The sequence below is a fragment of the Robertmurraya sp. FSL W8-0741 genome, assembly GCF_038004005.1.
Taxonomy (GTDB): domain Bacteria; phylum Bacillota; class Bacilli; order Bacillales; family Cytobacillaceae; genus Robertmurraya; species Robertmurraya siralis.
This window is the reverse complement of record NZ_JBBOQG010000001.1, coordinates 3,059,486-3,080,774: the sequence shown is the minus strand read 5'-3', so window position 1 is coordinate 3,080,774 and position 21,289 is coordinate 3,059,486. Positions and strand designations below refer to the sequence as shown.

At 39.6% G+C, this 21,289-nt stretch carries 17 protein-coding genes; all 17 read left to right on the top strand.

The window, feature by feature from the left end:
- The first annotated feature begins 326 nt into the window (after positions 1-326).
- The 17 genes from NST02_RS14905 to dpaB all read left to right on the top strand — a co-directional run bounded on the left by NST02_RS14905 (position 327) and on the right by dpaB (position 21,168).
- Positions 327-4,646: a PolC-type DNA polymerase III gene (locus tag NST02_RS14905; protein ID WP_212933453.1), complete on the top strand. Its 4,320-nt coding sequence runs from the start codon at positions 327-329 to the stop codon at positions 4,644-4,646.
- Between the two features lie 657 nt (positions 4,647-5,303).
- Positions 5,304-5,774, top strand: coding sequence for a ribosome maturation factor RimP (gene rimP / locus NST02_RS14900; protein WP_095308132.1), 471 nt, complete (start codon positions 5,304-5,306; stop codon positions 5,772-5,774).
- A 56-nt stretch (positions 5,775-5,830) separates the two neighbouring features.
- Positions 5,831-6,970, top strand: coding sequence for a transcription termination factor NusA (nusA, locus tag NST02_RS14895; RefSeq protein WP_095308134.1), 1,140 nt, complete (start codon positions 5,831-5,833; stop codon positions 6,968-6,970).
- 17 nt (positions 6,971-6,987) lie between these two features.
- On the top strand, positions 6,988-7,266 hold the full coding sequence (gene rnpM / locus NST02_RS14890) for an RNase P modulator RnpM (protein WP_095308136.1): 279 nt from the start codon (positions 6,988-6,990) through the stop codon (positions 7,264-7,266).
- Positions 7,266-7,568: a YlxQ family RNA-binding protein gene (locus NST02_RS14885; RefSeq protein ID WP_095308139.1), complete on the top strand. Its 303-nt coding sequence runs from the start codon at positions 7,266-7,268 to the stop codon at positions 7,566-7,568. Before rnpM ends, NST02_RS14885 begins: the two co-directional genes overlap by 1 nt.
- 19 nt (positions 7,569-7,587) lie before the next feature.
- Positions 7,588-9,768, top strand: a complete 2,181-nt coding sequence (gene infB / locus NST02_RS14880) for a translation initiation factor IF-2 (RefSeq protein WP_340949225.1) — start codon at positions 7,588-7,590, stop codon at positions 9,766-9,768.
- Positions 9,768-10,049 (top strand): DUF503 domain-containing protein, encoded by a 282-nt coding sequence (locus NST02_RS14875; protein WP_095308145.1) that lies wholly within the window; start codon positions 9,768-9,770, stop codon positions 10,047-10,049. Before infB ends, NST02_RS14875 begins: the two co-directional genes overlap by 1 nt.
- Positions 10,050-10,264: 215 nt before the next feature.
- Positions 10,265-10,630, top strand: coding sequence for a 30S ribosome-binding factor RbfA (gene rbfA, locus NST02_RS14870; RefSeq protein ID WP_095308147.1), 366 nt, complete (start codon positions 10,265-10,267; stop codon positions 10,628-10,630).
- A gap of 527 nt (positions 10,631-11,157) precedes the next feature.
- Positions 11,158-12,069 (top strand): tRNA pseudouridine(55) synthase TruB, encoded by a 912-nt coding sequence (gene truB / locus NST02_RS14865; RefSeq protein ID WP_340949224.1) that lies wholly within the window; start codon positions 11,158-11,160, stop codon positions 12,067-12,069.
- Positions 12,070-12,113: 44 nt separating this feature from the next.
- Positions 12,114-13,058 (top strand): bifunctional riboflavin kinase/FAD synthetase, encoded by a 945-nt coding sequence (ribF, locus tag NST02_RS14860; RefSeq protein WP_095308151.1) that lies wholly within the window; start codon positions 12,114-12,116, stop codon positions 13,056-13,058.
- Positions 13,059-13,255: 197 nt separating this feature from the next.
- Entirely contained in the window at positions 13,256-13,525 is a 270-nt protein-coding gene (gene rpsO, locus NST02_RS14855; protein ID WP_095308153.1) for a 30S ribosomal protein S15, read from the top strand.
- Between the two features lie 382 nt (positions 13,526-13,907).
- Positions 13,908-16,028 (top strand): polyribonucleotide nucleotidyltransferase, encoded by a 2,121-nt coding sequence (pnp, locus tag NST02_RS14850; protein WP_137742846.1) that lies wholly within the window; start codon positions 13,908-13,910, stop codon positions 16,026-16,028.
- 163 nt (positions 16,029-16,191) lie between these two features.
- Positions 16,192-17,130: a polysaccharide deacetylase family protein gene (locus tag NST02_RS14845; protein WP_095308157.1), complete on the top strand. Its 939-nt coding sequence runs from the start codon at positions 16,192-16,194 to the stop codon at positions 17,128-17,130.
- Between the two features lie 251 nt (positions 17,131-17,381).
- On the top strand, positions 17,382-18,617 hold the full coding sequence (locus tag NST02_RS14840; protein ID WP_095308159.1) for a M16 family metallopeptidase: 1,236 nt from the start codon (positions 17,382-17,384) through the stop codon (positions 18,615-18,617).
- Positions 18,618-18,779: 162 nt separating this feature from the next.
- The gene (locus NST02_RS14835) at positions 18,780-19,034 is read left to right on the top strand and encodes a YlmC/YmxH family sporulation protein (protein WP_095308713.1); all 255 of its coding nucleotides are present in this window, start codon (positions 18,780-18,782) and stop codon (positions 19,032-19,034) included.
- A 638-nt stretch (positions 19,035-19,672) separates the two neighbouring features.
- Positions 19,673-20,566, top strand: coding sequence for a dipicolinic acid synthetase subunit A (dpaA, locus tag NST02_RS14830; protein WP_095308161.1), 894 nt, complete (start codon positions 19,673-19,675; stop codon positions 20,564-20,566).
- Positions 20,567-20,571: 5 nt separating this feature from the next.
- Complete coding sequence (dpaB, locus tag NST02_RS14825; protein ID WP_095308163.1) at positions 20,572-21,168, top strand: dipicolinate synthase subunit B; 597 nt, start codon at positions 20,572-20,574, stop codon at positions 21,166-21,168.
- Positions 21,169-21,289: the final 121 nt, after the last annotated feature.

Here is a 21,289-nt window from a genome sequence, read left to right as displayed (position 1 = left end):
GGTCACCACCAACAGTGATCTTTTGATACCAGTTTTTTATTGCTCGGTTTCGATATAGTCTGTATTGATTTTTAGCAGGAATATTGTTTAACAAAACTATTTAACAAAATATCGATTTCGAATCTTGAGTCCATGAGTCGATTTAAGTTAAGGCAAGCAACGAAAACCTAAAAATTTCAGGGTGCGCAGGAAGGGTGCATTCTTGCGGGAGTCACTTATTTTTATATAGATTTCACCTTTGCATCCTTTAGGTGTTTTTCGATTCATCTTTGATCATATATGTTATAATAAATTTTTGATAGATTATCGTGGAAGGGGAGAGAGTGATGAGTGGAGCGTCTGATAAAAGAGAAGCATTCCAACACTTGCTCCAACAATTGCAATTAACGGATGATCAAATGGTCACCCATTTTGAACAAGCCGAGATTGATAAAGTGATTGTTGAAAGGCAGGCAAGAAAATGGCATTTTCATTTTATATTTGAAAATATTTTACCATATAATGTTTATCAAAAATTTACTTCTCAATTAGAGAAAGCATTCTCCCATATCGCTACTGTATATCATTCCATTAAGGTTAAAAATGATGAAGCAACAGAGCAGTTAATCGTCGAATACTGGAATTCTTGTGTACTCCAGCTCGAGGGAATTGCTCCCCCATTGTTGAAATTGCTTAACGAACAAATACCGCATGTAGTTGGAAACAAATTGCTCATAAAAGTAAATAATGATATGGAAGGCTTAACCATTAAGAAAAAATATAGCGAGATGATTCAGGAAGCTTATCGGCAACTGGGCTTTCCTGTATTTGTTATAGAAACAGAGATCAATGAGCAATCTTCGAACGAGCAATATGAACAATTTTTAGAAGCGAAGAAAAAGGAAGATCAAGAGCGAGGAATGCAAGCTCTAATGGAAATGGAAAAACAGGAAGCGGAAAAAGAAGCTGGTGTTGAAGTTCCTTCCGGTCCATTAACAATCGGCTTAACCATTAAAGATGACGCCGATTTTCGCAAGTTAATTGATATCGTTGATGAAGAACGCCGTATTGCGATTGAAGGCTATATTTTTGCTGCGGAGACAAGAGAACTTCGCAGTGGCAGGACATTGTTGACGTTTAAGGTTACCGATTACACCAGTTCAATAATGGTAAAGATGTTTTCCCGAGATAAGGAAGATGCCGCCTTATTTGAACGAGTGCAAAAAGGAATGTGGGTAAAGGTTCGGGGAAGCATTCAAAACGATACATTCGTCCGTGATTTAGTTATGATCGGAAATGATATTAATGAAATAAAACCAGTGGAAAGACAGGACACTGCTCGAGAAGGGGAAAAAAGAGTAGAGCTCCATCTACATACACCGATGAGTCAAATGGATGCAGTGAGTTCAGTTGGCAGTTTGATCGCTCAGGCGAAAAAATGGGGCCATAAAGCAATAGCCGTTACCGATCATGCGGTTGCTCAATCTTTCCCAGAAGCGTTCAGTGCAGGGAAAAAAAATGATATAAAAATCTTATACGGGGTTGAAGCGAACCTCGTTGATGATGGTGTTCCAATAGCCTATAATGATGCTCATCGCCTCCTTTCTGAAGACACTTATGTGGTGTTTGACGTAGAGACGACCGGTTTATCTGCGGTATATGATACGATTATTGAATTGGCTGCAGTTAAGATTAAAGACGGAGAAATTGTCGATCGTTTTGAAGCCTTCGCCAATCCTCACCATCCATTATCTGCAACAACAATTGACTTAACGGGAATTACAGATGAGATGGTGAAGGATGCTCCTGAGGTTGAAGAAGTATTAAGAGATTTCCATAAATGGGTTGATGATGCTGTCCTAGTTGCCCACAACGCTTCCTTCGATATGGGCTTCCTTAATGTCGGCTACAAAAAAAGCGGGTTGGAGAAGGCGACAAATCCTGTTATTGATACATTAGAATTAGCCCGCTTTCTGTACCCAGAAATGAAGAACCATCGGTTAAACACATTGGCAAAAAAGTTTAATGTGGAACTTACCCAACACCACCGCGCCATCTATGATGCAGAAGCAACTGGATATTTACTGCTCATTATGCTTAAAGAAGCTCTTGAAAAGGGAATTACGTATCATGATCAGCTTAATGACAATATGGGGAAAGGAAATGCGTATCAAAGGGCTCGTCCTTTTCACTGTACTTTATTAGCTCAAAATGATGTTGGCTTGAAAAATCTTTTCAAGTTGATCTCAATTGCTCATATTGAATATTTCTATCGTGTTCCGCGAATTCCTAGGTCGGTACTGCAAAAGTATCGGGAGGGAATTTTAGTAGGTTCCGGCTGTGATAAAGGTGAAGTGTTCGAAGGGATGATGCAAAAGGCGGCTGAAGAAGTGGAAGAAACTGCCCGTTTCTACGACTATATTGAAGTGCATCCAAAAGAAGTCTATGCTCATTTGCTTGAATTAGAGCTAGTTCAAGATGAAAATAAGCTAGAGGATATTATTAAAAAGCTTGTAATGCTTGGGGAGAAGCTAGAGATTCCTGTTGTTGCTACGGGAAATGTTCACTACTTAAATCCAAACGATAAGATCTATCGTAAAATCCTTGTGAATTCACAGGGGGGAGCTAATCCTTTAAATAGGCATCAGCTTCCAGACGTACACTTCAGAACAACGAATGAAATGTTGGATGCTTTCTCATTTTTAGGGAAAGAAAAGGCGAAAGAAATCGTCGTCACCAATTCGAATAAAATTGCTGATATGATTGATGTTGTAAAACCAATAAAAGATGACCTCTATACACCGAAAATTGAAGGTGCGGACGAAGAGATCCGTTCCATGAGCTATCGTCGTGCAAAAGACATCTACGGGGAGAATCTTCCAGAAATTGTGGAGGCGCGTTTAGAAAAAGAGTTGAAGAGTATCATTGGTCACGGATTTGCGGTTATTTACTTAATCTCCCATAAGCTTGTAAAGAAATCTTTAGATGACGGCTATTTAGTGGGTTCCCGTGGTTCGGTAGGCTCATCGCTAGTGGCGACGATGACAGAAATTACAGAAGTAAACCCATTGCCACCACACTACGTCTGTCCAAGCTGTAAGCATTCGGAATTTTTTAATGACGGTTCAGTTGGTTCTGGTTTTGACTTGCCTGATAAAGAATGTCCAAATTGCGGAGAGAAATACGTCAAAGATGGCCACGATATCCCGTTTGAAACATTTCTTGGCTTTAAAGGGGACAAGGTACCTGATATCGATTTGAACTTCTCAGGTGAATATCAGCCGCAGGCTCATAATTATACGAAAGTCCTGTTTGGTGAGGATTACGTTTACCGTGCGGGAACAATTGGTACGGTTGCTGATAAGACGGCGTTTGGATATGTGAAGGCGTATCAACAGGATAATAATCTTCAACTTCGCGGCGCTGAAATTGAGCGATTAGCAACTGGTTGTACAGGAGTTAAACGGACTACTGGTCAGCATCCAGGTGGTATCATTGTTGTCCCGGATTACATGGATATTTACGATTTCACGCCGATTCAGTTTCCTGCTGATGATCGGAATTCTGAATGGAAGACAACCCATTTTGACTTCCACTCTATTCATGACAACGTCTTAAAGCTTGATATATTAGGACACGATGATCCGACAGTTATTCGGATGCTCCAAGATTTAAGCGGGATTGATCCAAAGACGATTCCCACAGATGATAAAGAAGTGATGAAAATTTTTAGTGGACCGGAGGCGCTTGGCGTTACGGAAGAACAAATTATGTGTAAAACAGGAACGCTGGGGATACCTGAGTTCGGTACTCGCTTTGTCCGGCAAATGTTGGAGGATACGAAACCAACTACTTTTTCCGAACTTGTGCAAATCTCTGGGTTATCCCACGGAACGGATGTTTGGCTAGGGAATGCTCAGGAATTGATTCAAAATAATATTTGTACACTTAGTGAAGTTATCGGTTGTCGTGATGACATTATGGTTTATCTTATTTATCAAGGGCTGGAACCATCCTTTGCTTTTAAAATCATGGAGTCTGTTCGTAAGGGAAAAGGTTTAACAGATGAAATGGAAGAAGAAATGCGCAGGAATGAGGTTCCGGAGTGGTATATTGATTCTTGTAAGAAGATAAAATATATGTTCCCAAAAGCCCATGCCGCAGCCTATGTGTTAATGGCAGTCCGGATTGCTTACTTTAAAGTCCATTATCCATTATATTATTATGCAGCCTATTTCACTGTAAGAGCAGAGGATTTTGATATTGAAGCAATGGTCAAAGGTTCTCAAGCGATTCGTGCAAAGATTGAAGAAATCAATGCAAAGGGATTAGAAGCTTCAACGAAGGAGAAAAACCTGCTCACTGTCCTTGAACTGGCATTGGAAATGAATGAGAGAGGATTTACTTTTAAAAAGGTAGATTTATATCGTTCAAGTGCATCGGAATTTATTATTGATGGAAACTCTTTAATCCCGCCATTTAATTCGATTCCAGGACTTGGAACAAATGCCGCTATTAATATTGTAAAAGCTCGTGAAGATGGGGAATTTTTGTCAAAAGAAGATCTGCAACAGCGCGGTAAAGTTTCTAAGACAATCATGGAATATTTAGATAATCATGGTTGTCTTGCTGATATGCCAGAGCAAAATCAGTTATCATTATTCTAGAAGTTGTTAGGGGCTGCTGTAAAGCGCAGCTGAGATAACGAAAATTCCGTACGAAATAAACGAAACTCGTTTGGCAACTTTAAAAATGGACAAAACTCCTTGAAACTAGATTGGAATTTGTCAAGTGGAAAGAACACTATTGTTTGCATAAAAATATTGGTTATGGTATAGTTTTATTGGAAATACTATCGATAACTCTCGTTTACAAGAGTGGGGCTCCCCCGCTCTTTCTTGTTTGTTTGGGAAAGCTTCTTTTTCGATTGCCTGAGATTGGCCCTTGAAAAATGGATGATCGGCTAGCATATTCAATAAAATAACCATTTGCAAAGTGAACGGGATTAAAAGAACTGGATTTATCTTAATGTTTTTCTACATAACAGCAAGTCAGAGTGTAGACAAAGTCAAGAGTGATAGATAGCAGTTACCCTTTAAGCTCCTTTTAAAACGTTTGTTTATTCATCGCGGAGCGTTGCAAGGAGCGAAGGGAATAAGTGCCGGATAAGGAGAAGCAGCGAAGAAAGCGAGCGTTTGCGAGCTGTCTGAGCAAGGAATTTTAACATTACTTCCTTTTTGTGTTTTTAACAGCCTGAGTCAATTTCATGTCCCGTAGAACTGAAGTTGATTCTAGTCAGAACAGTTAAAGTTAGGAGGGAAAATATGAGTAAGGTAATTGAAATTGTCGAAGAGATTGCTGGTCCCATCGTGGATGAACTTAATCTTGAATTGGTGGATATTGAATATGTTAAAGAAGGAAAAAATTGGTTCCTTCGTGTTTACATTGATAAAACAGGCGGTGTTGACATTGAGGAGTGCGGACTAGTAAGCGAGAAATTAAGCGAAAAGCTAGACGAAATTGATCCGATTCCTTACAACTATTTCTTGGAGGTATCATCTCCAGGTGCTGAGCGACCTCTCAAAAAGGAAAAGGATTATGAACGAGCAGTTGGGCATAACGTTTTTGTGAAAACATACGAACCGATTGATGGTGAGAAAAGCTTTGAAGGAAAGTTAACTGACTACTCAACTGATCAGTTAACGATAGAGCTGACGATTAAAACAGGAAAGAAAATCGTTCACATCCCAATGGACAAAATTGCAAACGCTCGGTTAGCCGTAACTTTTTCTTAAGTAAATTTGTGAAGAAATTAATTAATTTGATAGAGATCAAAGGGGGATAAAATCAAATGAGCAGTGAATTGCTAGATGCTCTTGACTTGCTGGAAAAAGAAAAAGGAATTTCAAGAGAGGTAATTATTGAAGCGATTGAAGCAGCGTTAGTATCTGCCTATCGGAGAAACTTTAATCAAGCTCAAAATGTTCGCATTGATTTAAATTTAGGTGCCGGTACGATGAGAGTTTTTGCAAGAAAAGATGTCGTGGAAGAAGTTTTTGATCCCCGTCTTGAAATTTCACTCGAGGATGCACGCAGAATCAATCCAAACTACCAAATTGAAGATGTTGTCGAACTCGAAGTAACACCAAAGGATTTTGGCAGAATTGCTGCACAAACGGCGAAGCAGGTTGTTACTCAAAGAGTAAGAGAAGCAGAACGAGGCATTATTTATTCAGAATTCATTGATCGTGAAGAAGATATCATGACAGGAATTGTACAGCGTGTGGACTCTAAATTTATCTATGTAAGCTTAGGAAAGATCGAAGCGATCCTGCCAGCTAATGAACAAATGCCTAATGAAAGATATCGACCACATGACCGCATTAAAGTGTTTATTACAAAAGTAGAAAAGACGACTAAAGGTCCTCAAATTTACGTTTCGAGAACTCATCCTGGCTTATTGAAGCGTCTTTTTGAAATAGAAGTTCCGGAAATTTATGATGGAACGGTGGAGATTAAATCGGTTTCAAGAGAAGCAGGAGATCGTTCAAAAATTTCTGTCCACTCTGAAAACCCTGAGGTCGATCCTGTTGGTTCTTGTGTAGGACCTAAGGGGGCACGAGTTCAAGCTGTTGTAAACGAGCTTAAAGGGGAAAAAATCGATATTGTAAAATGGTCAAATGACCCAGTTGTATTTGTTGCCAATGCTTTAAGTCCTTCAAAGGTACTTGACGTGATCGTTAACGAAGAAGAGAAGGCAACTACAGTTGTCGTACCAGATTATCAGCTTTCACTAGCGATTGGAAAAAGAGGTCAAAATGCTCGCCTTGCTGCTAAACTGACAGGCTGGAAAATCGACATTAAATCGGAAACTGATGCAAGAGAAGCTGGAATATTCCCACGTGAAGAAGGAATTCTCAGCTTTGATGATGAAGATGAGCAGGATTATGATAATGATTTAAGCTTAAACTTAGAGGATTCACGTGAGTAAAAAGAGGTGAGAGATGGATGAACAGGAAAAAAGTTCCTTTGCGGAAATGTGTGGCGACTGGTGAAATGAGGCCGAAAAAAGAACTTGTTCGCGTCGTCCGCTCAAAAGAAGGTGAAGTTTCCATCGATTTAACAGGAAAGAAAAATGGTCGCGGAGCTTACCTTTCAAAAGACAAGGAAGCCATTCTTTTAGCCAAAAAGAAAAACACATTGAAAAATCATTTAGAGGTCGAAATAGACGATTCTATTTATGATGAACTACTTGAGTTAGTAGAGAAGGAGAAACGACAATCCTAATGAAACCAAATCAATGGATGTCATTGTTAGGCCTAGCCAATCGAGCGCGGAAAATCATTTCAGGCGAAGAGCTTGTTGTAAAAGAAATAAGAAGTGGCAGGGCAAAGCTTGTATTGCTCTCTGCGGATGCATCCGCCAATACCGCGAAAAAAGTGACGGATAAATGCAACTCCTTTTCAATTCCATATAAGTTGGTGGAGAACCGCAATTTACTCGGCCAATCAATTGGAAAGGAAGCCCGCGTAGTTGTGGCTGTTTTAGATGCAGGGTTTGCCAATAAGCTGAAACAAGTGCTCGATTAATATTTGCGGGGGTGAAAATATGAGTAAAATACGAGTTTACGAATACGCAAAAAAACATAATGTTTCAAGTAAAGACGTGATCACTAAACTAAAAGAAATGAATATAGAGGTTTCAAATCATATGACAACAATTGAAGGGGATACAATCCAGAAGCTTGATCGTCTTTACAATAAAGAGGAAAAACAGCCTCAGCCAGTAAAAACGCAGGAGAAAACCAGTACAGTTGGGGAACGGAATGCTGGTCCAGCTAAAGCGCAAAGCGGCGCAACACCGAAAACACGTGACGGCAAAAAAGGTTCAGGTGAAGTGCAATCAAAAGATAATAAAGGTTTTAAGAGTAACCATAATAATCAAGGAAATCAAAAAAACAAAAATAAAAATCAGAAAAACAAAGGAAAGAATCAGCCTCAAGTTCAATCTCAGCCTCCAAAAAGGAAAGAAAAAGAACTTCCAGCAAAAATTACTTTTAGCGAATCATTAACGGTTGCTGAATTGGCGAAGAAATTACATCGCGAGCCTTCTGAAATCATTAAGAAATTGTTCTTACTTGGTGTAATGGCGACGATAAATCAGGACCTAGATAAAGATGCAATTGAATTGATTGCTTCTGAGTACGGCGTTGAGGTAGAGGAAGAAGTTAAAGTTGATGTTACAGATTTAGAGGTGTATTTCACTGAGGACGATGATGCGGAGCTAGTGGAAAGACCTTCTGTCGTGACGATTATGGGACACGTTGACCACGGGAAAACGACACTGCTTGATTCGATTCGTCATACAAAAGTGACAGCTGGTGAAGCTGGGGGAATTACTCAGCATATTGGCGCATACCAAGTGGAAGAGAACGGGAAAAAGATCACTTTCTTAGATACTCCAGGTCACGCTGCTTTTACAACAATGCGGGCCCGTGGTGCCAAAATCACTGACATTACTGTACTAGTTGTGGCTGCAGATGACGGTGTTATGCCACAGACAATTGAGGCAATTAATCACGCGAAAGCCGCAGAAGTGCCAATTATTGTGGCTGTCAACAAAATTGATAAAGAGGCAGCCAACCCGGATCGTGTTATGCAGGAATTAACTGAGCATGGATTAATCCCTGAAGCATGGGGAGGAGATACGATCTTTGTACCGCTTTCTGCCCTAACTGGAGAAGGAATTGATTCTCTGTTAGAAATGATTTTGCTCGTCAGTGAAGTGGAGGAATATAAAGCAAACCCTGTCAGAAAGGCGATTGGCACTGTGATCGAAGCTCAATTAGATAAAGGCCGAGGCTCAGTTGCAACGTTGCTCGTTCAAAACGGAACATTAAGGGTGGGCGATCCAATTGTAGTTGGAAATACATTTGGGCGTGTTCGTGCAATGGTCAACGATCTTGGCCGTCGCGTAAAAGAAGCAGGTCCGTCAACACCTGTAGAAATTACAGGCTTGAATGATGTTCCTCAGGCAGGAGACCGTTTTGTCGTTTTCGAAGATGAAAAGACAGCACGTCAAGTTGGTGAAGCCCGCGCGACTCAAGCACTACAAGCGCAAAGAAGCGAAAAAACACGCATAAGCTTAGACAATCTTTTTGATCATTTAAAGCAAGGTGAGATGAAAGAACTTAATATCATTGTCAAAGCAGACGTACAAGGCTCTGTTGAAGCGGTAGCAGCAGCTTTCCAAAAGCTAGATGTCGAAGGGGTTAATGTCAAAATAATTCATACTGGCGTTGGTGCCATTAATGAGTCTGACATTACACTCGCCGCTGCATCAAATGCAATTGTTATCGGATTTAACGTCCGTCCTGATAACAATGCGAAGCGTGCCGCTGAATCAGAGGAAGTCGATATTCGTCTTCATCGAATCATTTATAAAGCGATCGAAGAAATTGAAGCGGCGATGAAAGGGATGCTTGATCCTGAGTTTGAAGAAAAAATTATTGGGCAGGCTGAAGTTCGTCAAACCTTCAAGGTATCCAAAGTTGGAACAATTGCAGGTTCTTATGTTACGGATGGAAAAATCACCCGCAACAGTGGCGTTCGCCTCATTCGTGATGGCATCGTAATTTTCGAAGGAGAAATTGATGCTTTAAGAAGATTCAAAGATGATGTGAAAGAAGTTGCTCAAGGGTATGAATGTGGAATTACGATTAAAAACTTTAATGATGTTAAAGAAGGAGACGTCATTGAAGCATATATTATGGAGGAAGTGGAACGTTAATGATAGTGGGTCTTGCAGTTTGTGAGTGTATCATTTATGATGCTCATTCACTGAAAGAGAAGAGAGCAGTCTTACAGCGAGTCCTTGTCAGACTGAAGCAGAGATTTAACGTCTCAGTATCGGAAGTTGATTTTCAGGATGTGTGGCAGCGAACAAAAATTGCCATCGTTGTTGTAACCTCTTCTCAAGTTTCGTCTGAAATGGAACTGCAAAACGCGCTTAAGTTTATCGATTCTTTCCCAGAAATTGAGAGAACAATTACTAATATTGAGTGGCTTTAAGCCCCAATAGTTTAAGCCTTTTTATAATGCAAATTTTTACAGAGAAGGCCATATAAGGAAGAGGACGCTTGTCCTTGTTACAAAAATGTTTAATTTTTCACATGATGGATGGTCAAGCGTCAGCCGCCTAACGCCTAACAAACTTGTTGCTTGATTTAGCACGCTAGCGAAAGCAGGGGCGCTTGTACTTTTCTTAAGGACTAGAGGTGACAAAAATGAGTCTTAGATCTAATCGTGTTGGCGAACAAATGAAAAAGGAACTCGGCGAGATTATCGGACGGAAAATTAAGGATCCTCGGATAGGGTTTGTTACCGTGACAGATGTTCAAGTAACTGGTGATCTTCAACAGGCTAAAGTATTCATTTCCGTTTTAGGAGATGATGAGCAGAAGGAGAATACGCTTAAAGGTTTAGCAAAAGCAAAAGGCTTTATCCGCTCAGAAATTGGGCAGAGAATTCGCTTGAGAAAAACACCGGAAATCATATTCGAATTTGATGAATCGATTGATTATGGTAATCGTATCGATTCCCTTTTATATAAGCTTCAAGAAGAGAACCAATCGAAGGATCATGAAGATTAGAGTCGACTTGCGAGCGCTAACGCAGATGATGAAAGGCTTTCATATATTTTGACATGGAGGAGGGATAGACGGGCTGTCTATCCTTTTTCTCTCGTTGTTTAGGAAAAATATAAATTTCGTTTGTTGCGGATTCCTTTTTAAAGCGTGCATCTAGTCTATCGCAAGCAGTCAAAACGTAACAAACATATCTGCGATAAGTCAACTGAAGGTTTCCAATAGGCCCTTTTAAGTTTGTATCGTGATGAGCACTAACGAAAGCTTCTTACGGAACAATCTGTTCCTTGATGGTTGCGAAGGCGCTCAAGCCGATTTTAATGTCATTGGTATATCTTTGTATATCGATAATAAACAGAGTGAGCCTGCTTTTTTGTAGGAAAAAGGTCGGTGTCAATGAACGCAAAGAAATGCAATATTTGGTCTTTACGCTGTTGCATTCGTGCTAACCTAATCTTAACCATTTCTGTTTTTGAAGATAATCTTTTTCAAAACGCGAGGTCGTTCATATAAAAGTGAAGAGGAGGATAGAGATGGAAGGAATATTGCCACTGTATAAACCGAAAGGACTGACATCGCATGATTGTGTCTTTAAGCTGCGCAAAATATTGCGGATGAAAAGAATTGGACATACAGGAACATTAGATCCTGAGGTCGATGGCGTACTGCCCATTTGCTTGGGACGTGCAACGAAGGTTGCTGAATATATAACGGATGCAGGAAAAACATATGTCGGAGAAGTGATGATTGGCTTTACTACAACGACAGAGGATGCAACAGGAGAAACTGTTGAGGAAAACTTAGTAAAAAAATCTATTTCAAGAGCGGAAATTCTAGCCGTTTTAGCTGAGCTTTCAGGTGAAATAACACAAACGCCTCCGATGTTCTCAGCAGTAAAAGTTAATGGAAAAAGATTGTATGAGTATGCAAGGCAAGGATTGGAAGTGGAACGGCCATCTAGAAGAGTGACGATCTATTCAATTGATCTGCTGGATGAGCGGGAGCAATTTGAAGGAGAACTGATTCGTTTTCGCTTTCAAGTGTCATGTAGCAAAGGAACGTATATTCGCACACTTGCCGTAATGATTGGTGAGAAGCTTGGATATCCCGCACATATGTCACAATTAACTCGTATCAGGTCTGCGAGTTTTACTTTAGACGATTGTCTTACTTTTTCTGATATCGAGGAATTAGTGGAAACAGGAGCAATTGTTGAGGCTCTTCAACCGATTGAGACAGCCTTATATTATTTGCCGAAATATCAAATAAATGATAAATTAGGTGAGAAAGTAAAAAATGGAGCTGTCCTTCCTATTCCAGAGCCCTTTCTCAATGAGAAAGGACCGATCGTTTTGGAAGAGGTGGATGGTACTGCCTTAGCGATTTATGAGGCACACCCTCAAAAAGAAGGGCTAATGAAGCCTAAAAAAGTGCTGAAAATATAGACTATACGAGATTTTTCTGTGACAGGAATTAGGTGGGAAAATAAGTGGAAGTTATTCAAATTCATCATCCTCATCAATTTAAGCCTGAAGATTTTGCGCCAATGACGATGGCATTAGGTTTTTTTGACGGTGTTCATTACGGGCACCAGAAAGTAATAAATACGGCTGCAGCAATAGCTGAAAAAAGAAATGGCAAGGTGGCCGTCATGACTTTTGATCCTCATCCGTCTGTAGTTCTTCGACGGGATATAAAACATGTGGAATATATCACACCGCTAAAAGAGAAGGCGAGATTAATAGAGCAGCTGCATGTAGATTATTTATTTGTGGTGCAATTTACAAGTGAATTTGCTAACCTTCTTCCACAGGAGTTTGTCGATCAATATTTAATTGCTTTAAATGTTATTCATGTGGTTGCCGGTTTTGATTACAGTTATGGGAGATTAGGGAAAGGCACGATGGAGACACTCCCGTTTCATTCAAGAGGAAAATTTGAATTTACGACTGTACCGAAATTGTCAAACGGGCATGAAAAGATAAGCTCCACTCTTATCCGTAAATTGATACGGGAGGGGGATGTGGAAAGAATACCTGACTTTTTAGGCCGTTTTTACACAACGAGTGGGATTGTTATTCATGGCGATAAAAGAGGTCGAACAATTGGCTTTCCAACTGCTAATACCGCTATTGATGATTCCTTTTATCTCCCGCCAATAGGTGTTTATGCAGTAAGAATCCTTGTTGCAGATAACTGGTATGAGGGCGTCTGTAATATAGGATATAAGCCAACATTTAATGAAACCCAAGCTCCTAAGCCATCAGTTGAAGTCCATATCTTTCAATTCACTCAGGAAATTTATGGTTATGAAGTAGTGGTTGAGTGGCATAAAAGGATTAGAGCAGAGAAAAAATTCAATGGTATTGAGGAGCTTGTACAACAAATAGAAAAAGACAAGGCGAGTACGATTGATTATTTTCATAAAGTTTAGGTGTATTTTACCGAGAACAGCGAAATATATTGTTTCCTCTTGCTTTTTGTCACAAAAAGTTGTATTCTAATTAACGTGAATTCATTTCGTATATATTTGGATGAATACACGTATTAAAAATGAACCTTTGCTTGGCAAGTCGAGTCACCGACGCTTGCTGGAGCATTTGGGGATTGAATATTTAGGAGGTGAAACGGATGGCAATCACAAAAGAACGTAAGAATGAACTTATCAACGAGTTCAAAACACATGAGAACGATACTGGTTCACCAGAAGTTCAAATCGCTGTCCTTACTGAGGAGATCAATAATTTAAATGATCACTTACGTACTCATAAGAAAGACCACCATTCACGTCGCGGTCTTTTGAAAATGGTAGGTAGACGTCGTAACCTATTAACTTATCTTCGTAACAAAGACGTTCAACGTTACCGTGAGTTAATCAACAGACTTGGTTTACGTCGATAAGAACTGGATGTTAACAAAAGCGGGAGTTTTCCCGCTTTTTTGTTAGCATTAAATAATTGGAAAATTAATACATAATTTCGTATTTTAAGTCCATAAAAAAATGTACATAATATAAGAAAAGCGGAAGCGGCTTGCTTATCGCCGTACAAACTGGAAGGGCCTGTTCTTTCGATAAAGAAAAATCGATAAGCCAAAGCGAATCGAGTTTGACTTATCGTGGGAGAGGACCTGACTATACCAAATAATGTTATATTTAAAATAATGAATATTATCCGTCATCTTCATGCCTACTAGAGTAATGAGATGGAGTTTAAGATACAATATATAATTTTTATTAGCTAAATCTCCCAGGAGTGTTAGTAAGAGAGGGGTTTTAAAAGGAATGGGACAAGAAAAACAAATCTTTTCCATAGAGTGGGCTGGCCGGCCACTAACTGTTGAAATTGGTCAATTGGCAAAACAAGCTAACGGCTCAGCACTAATCCGTTATGGAGATACTGCTGTATTAAGCACGGCAACTGCTTCAAAAGAACCGAAAAAACTAGACTTCTTCCCGTTAACTGTTAATTATGAGGAAAGACTATATGCTGTTGGAAAGATACCAGGAGGTTTTATTAAGAGGGAAGGACGTCCGAGTGAAAAAGCGATTTTAGCAAGCCGCTTAATTGATCGTCCCATCCGTCCGTTATTCGCCGATGGTTTTAGAAATGAAGTCCAGGTAATTAGCATGGTTATGAGCGTTGATCAAGATTGCTCATCAGAAATGGCAGCGATGTTTGGCTCTTCTCTTGCTTTATCAATTTCAGATATTCCGTTTGAAGGACCGATTGCTGGAGTGACGGTAGGACGCATAGATGGAAACTTTATTATTAATCCAAATGTAGAACAAATGGAAAAAAGTGATATCCATCTGGTCGTTGCCGGTACAAAAGATGCGATCAATATGGTTGAAGCTGGTGCAGATGAGGTGCCGGAAGAAACGATGCTTGAAGCCATTATGTTTGGTCATGAAGAAATTAAACGTTTAATCGCCTTTCAGGAAGAAATTGCTGCAAAAGTTGGCAAGGAAAAGATGGAAGTTATCCTTTTCAATGTCGATGAGCAATTAGAAGCAGAAATTCGTCAAACATGCGAAAAAGAAATGATTGAAGCCATTCAAGTGCAGGAAAAGCATGCACGTGAAGACGCGATTAAAGCTGTGAAAGACAGAGTGATTGCTCAGTATGAAGAGCAGGAAGCAGATGAAGATGACCTGAAGCAAGTAAAGCAAATATTAGACAAGCTTGTAAAAGGTGAAGTTCGTCGGTTAATTACAGAAGAAAAAGTGCGCCCTGATGGTCGTAATCCAGATGAAATCCGTCCTTTATCTTCAGAAGTCGGGCTTCTTCCTCGTACGCATGGCTCTGGACTATTTACACGTGGACAAACACAAGCATTAAGTATTTGTACACTTGGCGCATTAGGAGACGTGCAAATATTAGATGGCTTAGGAATCGAAGAAGAAAAACGTTTTATGCATCATTATAACTTCCCGAGCTTTAGTGTTGGAGAAACAGGACCAATTAGAGGACCTGGTCGTCGGGAGATTGGACATGGTGCACTTGGCGAGCGTGCTCTTGAACCAATTATCCCTTCTGAAAGCGACTTTCCGTATACAATTCGCTTAGTATCTGAAGTACTTGAATCAAACGGTTCAACCTCGCAAGCGAGTATTTGTGCAAGTACGTTGGCAATGATGGACGCAGGGGTGCCGATTAAAGCACCGGTTGCTGGAATTGCGATGGGGCTTGTGAAATCTGGCGAACATTATACCGTTTTAACAGACATTCAAGGAATGGAAGATCATCTGGGAGATATGGACTTTAAAGTTGCAGGTACTGCTAAAGGGGTAACTGCCCTGCAAATGGATATTAAAATTGAAGGATTATCTCGTGAAATTCTAGAAGAAGCATTGCAACAAGCCAAAAAAGGCCGGATGCAAATTCTTGAGTCAATGCTAGCGACGATCTCTGCACCAAATAACGAGCTTTCTCAATATGCTCCAAAAATCTTAACGATGCATATTAACCCAGATAAAATTCGCGACGTTATCGGACCAAGTGGAAAGCAGATTAACAAAATTATCGAGGAAACAAATGTTAAAATCGATATCGAACAAGATGGTACCATTTTCATTTCTTCAACCAATGAGGAAATGAACCAAAAAGCGAAAAAGATTATAGAAGACATCGTACGTGAAGTGGAAGTTGGTCAAATGTACTTAGGAAAAGTTAAACGAATTGAAAAATTCGGTGCATTTGTTGAAATCTTTAGCGGTAAAGATGGCTTAGTTCATATTTCAGAAATAGCTGAAGAACGGGTTGGAAAAGTAGAAGATGTATTATCAATCGGTGATGAAGTGCTTGTAAAAGTAACGGAGATTGATAAACAAGGTCGTGTGAACTTATCCAGAAAAGCTGTTCTAAAAGAGCAACGAGAGCAAAAGGAACAGGCACAGAAGTAAATGTTTCACTCACGAAGTTAAGAAACAAGTGCTCCTATGCTTCGAAAAAGTCAGGGGATGCCCTGGCTTTTTGTGTCTCTTTAATACTAGAAGTGGGTTTTCTGGAAACCTAGTTCTACCTTGTCCTCCTTCCTCATAATTTGTAAGGAAGGAGGCATAAAGGATGAAAAAGCTGGTTTTTATTGCTATGATTGTTTTACTCGGTGTCCTTATTGTTAATAATTCTTTAACAGTACAATATTTGGCGAAATTAAAGGGAGATAGTACATTTGTCAGTAAAAAAGTTGACCCTTTATATGAAGAAATTCGCTCTAAGGCAAAAGACTACGCTGTTGCACCAATAGATGCGAAAATTGACCCAGTCTGGAAGGCAATTCCGGGCATTAATGGTTTAAAGGTTGATGTTGACGCATCATTTGAGAAGATGAAAAAGGATGGGAAGTTTAAAAAGGAAAAGCTTGTGTATAAACAAGTTGAACCGAATATCCATCTTCGTGATCTTCCTCCAAATCCAATTTATAAAGGCAATCCAGAAAAGCAAATGGTTAGCTTTATTATTAATGTAGCATGGGGCAATGAATATCTTTCCCCTATTCTTGCAACTTTGAAGAAACATAATGTTCACGTTACCTTTTTTTTAGAGGGAAGATGGGTAAAAAATCATCCTGAATTAGCAAAAATGATTTCTTCCGCAGGGCATGAGGTAGGAAATCATTCCTATACACATCCCGATATGAAGCGAATTTCCGCGGGAATGATCAGACAGGAGATTCAAAAAACAAATGAAGTGATTGAAGCAACCACTGAAAAAATACCTTTATGGCTAGCGCCCCCTAGTGGAAGTTATCGCGATGAAGTAGTGAAAATTGCAGCTGAAGAAAAGCTAGGAACTGTCTTATGGAGTGTCGATACGATCGATTGGCAAAAACCTGCACCTGAAGTACTTATCAATCGCGTCATCAGTAAAATTCATAACGGGGCAATGGTGTTGATGCATCCGACCGATTCAACTGCCAAAGCGCTCGATCGATTAATTACTGAAATTAAAAATAAAAATTTAGAAATCAATACAGTCTCAGAGCTGCTAAGTGAAAGACGGTAAGACTTTCGGATATTAGAGGAAAAAAGAGACAAGCTAAGATTAATGCCGACCTATCATCTCCTTCTTTTTAGGATGAGAAGCAGTCTAGTCCTGGCAATTTTTTATGGAGGCTGTTTTCGTAAATGATCATCATGAACAACAGTTTACGAAATAAAGTCTTTTCGGCAAGGCAACGGTGAGACCCGTCGTTACCGCTTATTATGAAACGATGTAATTTTTTAGCATCATGTTTTGAATCAGGAGGAATTTGCGTGATTAAGAGATATACTTGTCAAAATGGAGTAAGAATCGTACTAGAAAATATACCTACTGTTCGTTCTGTTGCTATCGGCGTCTGGATTGGAACTGGTTCACGTAATGAGAATCCGGAAAACAACGGAATATCTCATTTTCTTGAGCATATGTTTTTCAAAGGAACAAAGACGAGATCAGCGCGTGAAATAGCTGAATCATTCGATAGTATCGGCGGTCAGGTTAATGCCTTCACATCAAAAGAATATACTTGCTACTATGCAAAGGTTCTGGACAATCATGCGAATTTTGCTCTTGAAGTACTTGCTGATATGTTTTTCAATTCAACCTTTGATGAAGAAGAGTTGAAAAAAGAAAAAAATGTTGTTTATGAAGAAATAAAAATGTATGAGGATACACCCGATGATATTGTGCATGATTTATTGAGCAAAGCTGTCTATGAAAATCATCCGTTAGGCTATCCGATTTTAGGTACAGAGGAGACATTGGCATCCTTTACCGGTGAAACATTAAAAGAATATATGCATAATACATATACTCCAGAAAATGTCGTGATTTCCATTGCCGGAAATATTACTGAATCGTTTATTTCTGATGTGGAAAAACATTTTGGGAGCTATGAAGCTGGGAATCAGGAGCAGCCTGATGGAAAGCCTATGTTCCATATGAACCATATGGCACGGAAAAAGGAAACGGAACAGGCCCATCTATGCATTGGGTTTGAAGGGCTACAAGTAGGGCATGAAGACATTTATAATTTGATCGTTTTAAATAATGTTCTTGGCGGGAGCATGAGTTCAAGATTATTCCAAGATGTCCGTGAACGAAAAGGGCTTGCTTATTCTGTTTTTTCTTATCATTCTTCCTTCCACGATAGCGGAATTGTGACGATTTATGGAGGTACGGGTGCTAAGCAGTTGGATGTATTGTTTGATACGATTAAAGAAACGCTTGCTAATTTAAAAAGTGAAGGGATTACAGAAAAAGAACTAAACAACTGTAAAGAGCAGTTAAAAGGGAGCTTAATGCTAAGTTTAGAAAGTACGAACAGCCGGATGAGCCGCAATGGAAAAAATGAGCTTCTGTTAAAACGCCATCGCACCCTTGATGAAATTGTTCATGAGATTGATCAGGTCTCTAAGGAAGGCGTTGACAAGCTCGCCAATACAATTTTCACAAATGCATTTTCGGTTTCCCTCATAAGCCCAGAGGGAGAGTTACCAAAGAATATTTAACGTCTTGCAACCTGCTTTTCGGCAGGTTGTTTTTTGTAGAATGACAAGATGGACCGCAAATTTCCAATTTGGCAAAATGTAAATAATTTAGGTCGAGCTTATTCTAAATTTTGTACTTTATTGATACATATATAAGGAGTGATGGAAACGGAGGGGAATGAATTGAGGCTCAGTGAATTAAGCGGGAAGGAAATAGTCGATGTTAAAAAGGCAGAGCGCCTAGGCGTTCTGGGGCAAACCGATTTAGAAATCGATGAGAATAGTGGCCAAATCAGGGCATTGCTTATTCCGTCGTTAAAATGGTTTGGCTTCAAAAGACAAGGCGGAGAAGTTCGAGTACCATGGCGCCATATTAAAAAAATCGGTAATGATATGATCATTATTGATGTACCAAATAACGATTTAGATGAGGGTTGATGCAAATAGTATTTTGCATCAACCCTTTCTTTTTTGAAATAAGTTAGGTTCAACCATATTGTTGCTCATTATTGGTGCATTTTAGCTCTTACTCGGGTGAAACAGGGGAGAAAATTTTTGAATATATACCTTAAAATATTTTATTTCTTATGTTAGGGAATCGAAGAGCAAAGTCCGAAAAGAAAGTGTATTCGGACAAGGAAGAGCAGCGTTACATTTTACCCGAGTCAGAGTGGTCGTTCAGTTTAAAGACGGAAGCCTTGGTTTTTCACAAAATCAGCACAATCCTATAACATCGCCAGAAAAAAATAGGGAAATATTGCAGGAGCATTATCTTAGGCAAAGTTCAGATCCGTTTCCGCGGCTCTTTTAACCCAAGCTATGGGATGAGGAAAAACTCCTTTAAATCATCGACAGAAACACGTTATCCAATGGTTAAGACCTACGTTCCTAAGCTGTTGTTCTAGAGCTCTTGACCAAATTGAGAAGAGATTTAGTGGGATAACTCACCGATCCTTTCTTTCATTCATAAGCTGTTGGAGTAGTTGATATTTTAAAAAAACGATAAAACAAAATGAGTTCATTAACTTATAATCTTGCCTTAGCTTAGGATTTCAAAAAAAGAAGGTGAATTTTTTATGCTGACAGGATTGCATTTAGCAGTCATCGGTGGAGACGCAAGACAGTTGGAGATTATCCGTAGATTAACTGAGCTTGATGCAAAACTCTCACTAATAGGCTTCGAGCAGCTTGATCACGCATTTTCAGGAGCGGTAAAAGAGAAGATAGATGAAGTCGATTTTTCCATCATCGATGCCATTATTCTTCCGGTAGCTGGAACAGGTTTAGACGGTCAGGTTGATACAATCTTTTCAAATGAAAAGGTATTATTGTCTGAGGAGATATTGCTGGAGACACCATCACATTGCACAGTTTATTCAGGAATCACCAATTCCTATTTAAGCGGAATCACTAAAAAAGCGGATCGCCGCCTTGTTCAGCTTTTTCAAAGAGATGACGTTGCTATTTATAATTCAATCCCGACGGTTGAAGGTACAATTATGATGGCTATTCAACATACAGATTTTACGATTCATGGTTCAAACGTGCTTGTTCTAGGTCTTGGTAGAGTTGGAATGACCGTAGCTAGAGCTTTTAATGCCTTAGGTGCCTATGTAAAGGTGGGGGCAAGAAAAACAGAGCATATTGCAAGAATAACAGAAATGTCACTTACTCCTTTTCAATTAAAAAATCTCGGAGAACATGTTAGAGATGTGGATATATGTATAAATACGATTCCTCATATGATCGTGACAGCTTCGGTGATATCGAAAATGCCACCGCACACATTGATTATTGATTTGGCTTCAAAGCCTGGAGGAACTGATTTTCGTTATGCAGAAAAAAGAGGAATTAAAGCATTGATAGCACCTAGCTTGCCAGGTATCGTTGCACCTAGGACAGCAGGGCAAATATTGGCGAACGTTCTGTCAAGAGTACTGCAGGAGGATTTACAATCACGAAAGGGGTAAGGAGCATGAGTGTTAATGGTAAGAGGATTGGTTTTGGGTTAACTGGTTCCCATTGTACGTACGATGAAGTTTTTCCAGAAATAGAAAAGCTCGTTCATGCAGGGGCAGAAGTTTTGCCAGTTGTAACCCATACCGTCAAAAATACAGACACACGTTTTGGAAAAGGGGAAGATTGGATCGAACGGATTGAAGACTTAACGGGAAATAAAGTTATTGATTCCATTGTAAAAGCAGAGCCGTTAGGCCCCAAAATTCCACTTGATTGTATGGTTATTGCTCCATTAACTGGGAATTCGCTTAGTAAATTTGCGAACGCAATGACTGATTCTCCTGTATTAATGGCCGCAAAAGCTACTCTGCGAAATCGTAAACCAGTCGTCTTAGGAATTTCAACCAATGATGCTCTCGGTTTAAATGGTGTCAATTTAATGAGGTTGATGGCAACAAAAAATATATATTTTATCCCGTATGGTCAAGATGATCCGATTAAAAAGCCGAACTCGTTAGTGGCAAGAATGTCTTTATTACAGGACACGGTGGAGGCAGCGATGAAAGGGGAGCAGCTTCAACCAGTACTTGTTGAACGGTATAAAGATCAATAGTATTTACTAAAAAAATGGCGGCAGGTGGAATACCCCTTATCAAAAGAAGGAGGATGGGGACTGAGATTTTTCAGCGATCCATATTTGATGAAAAATCTCTCCCGTTGCCGCTAAAAATAGG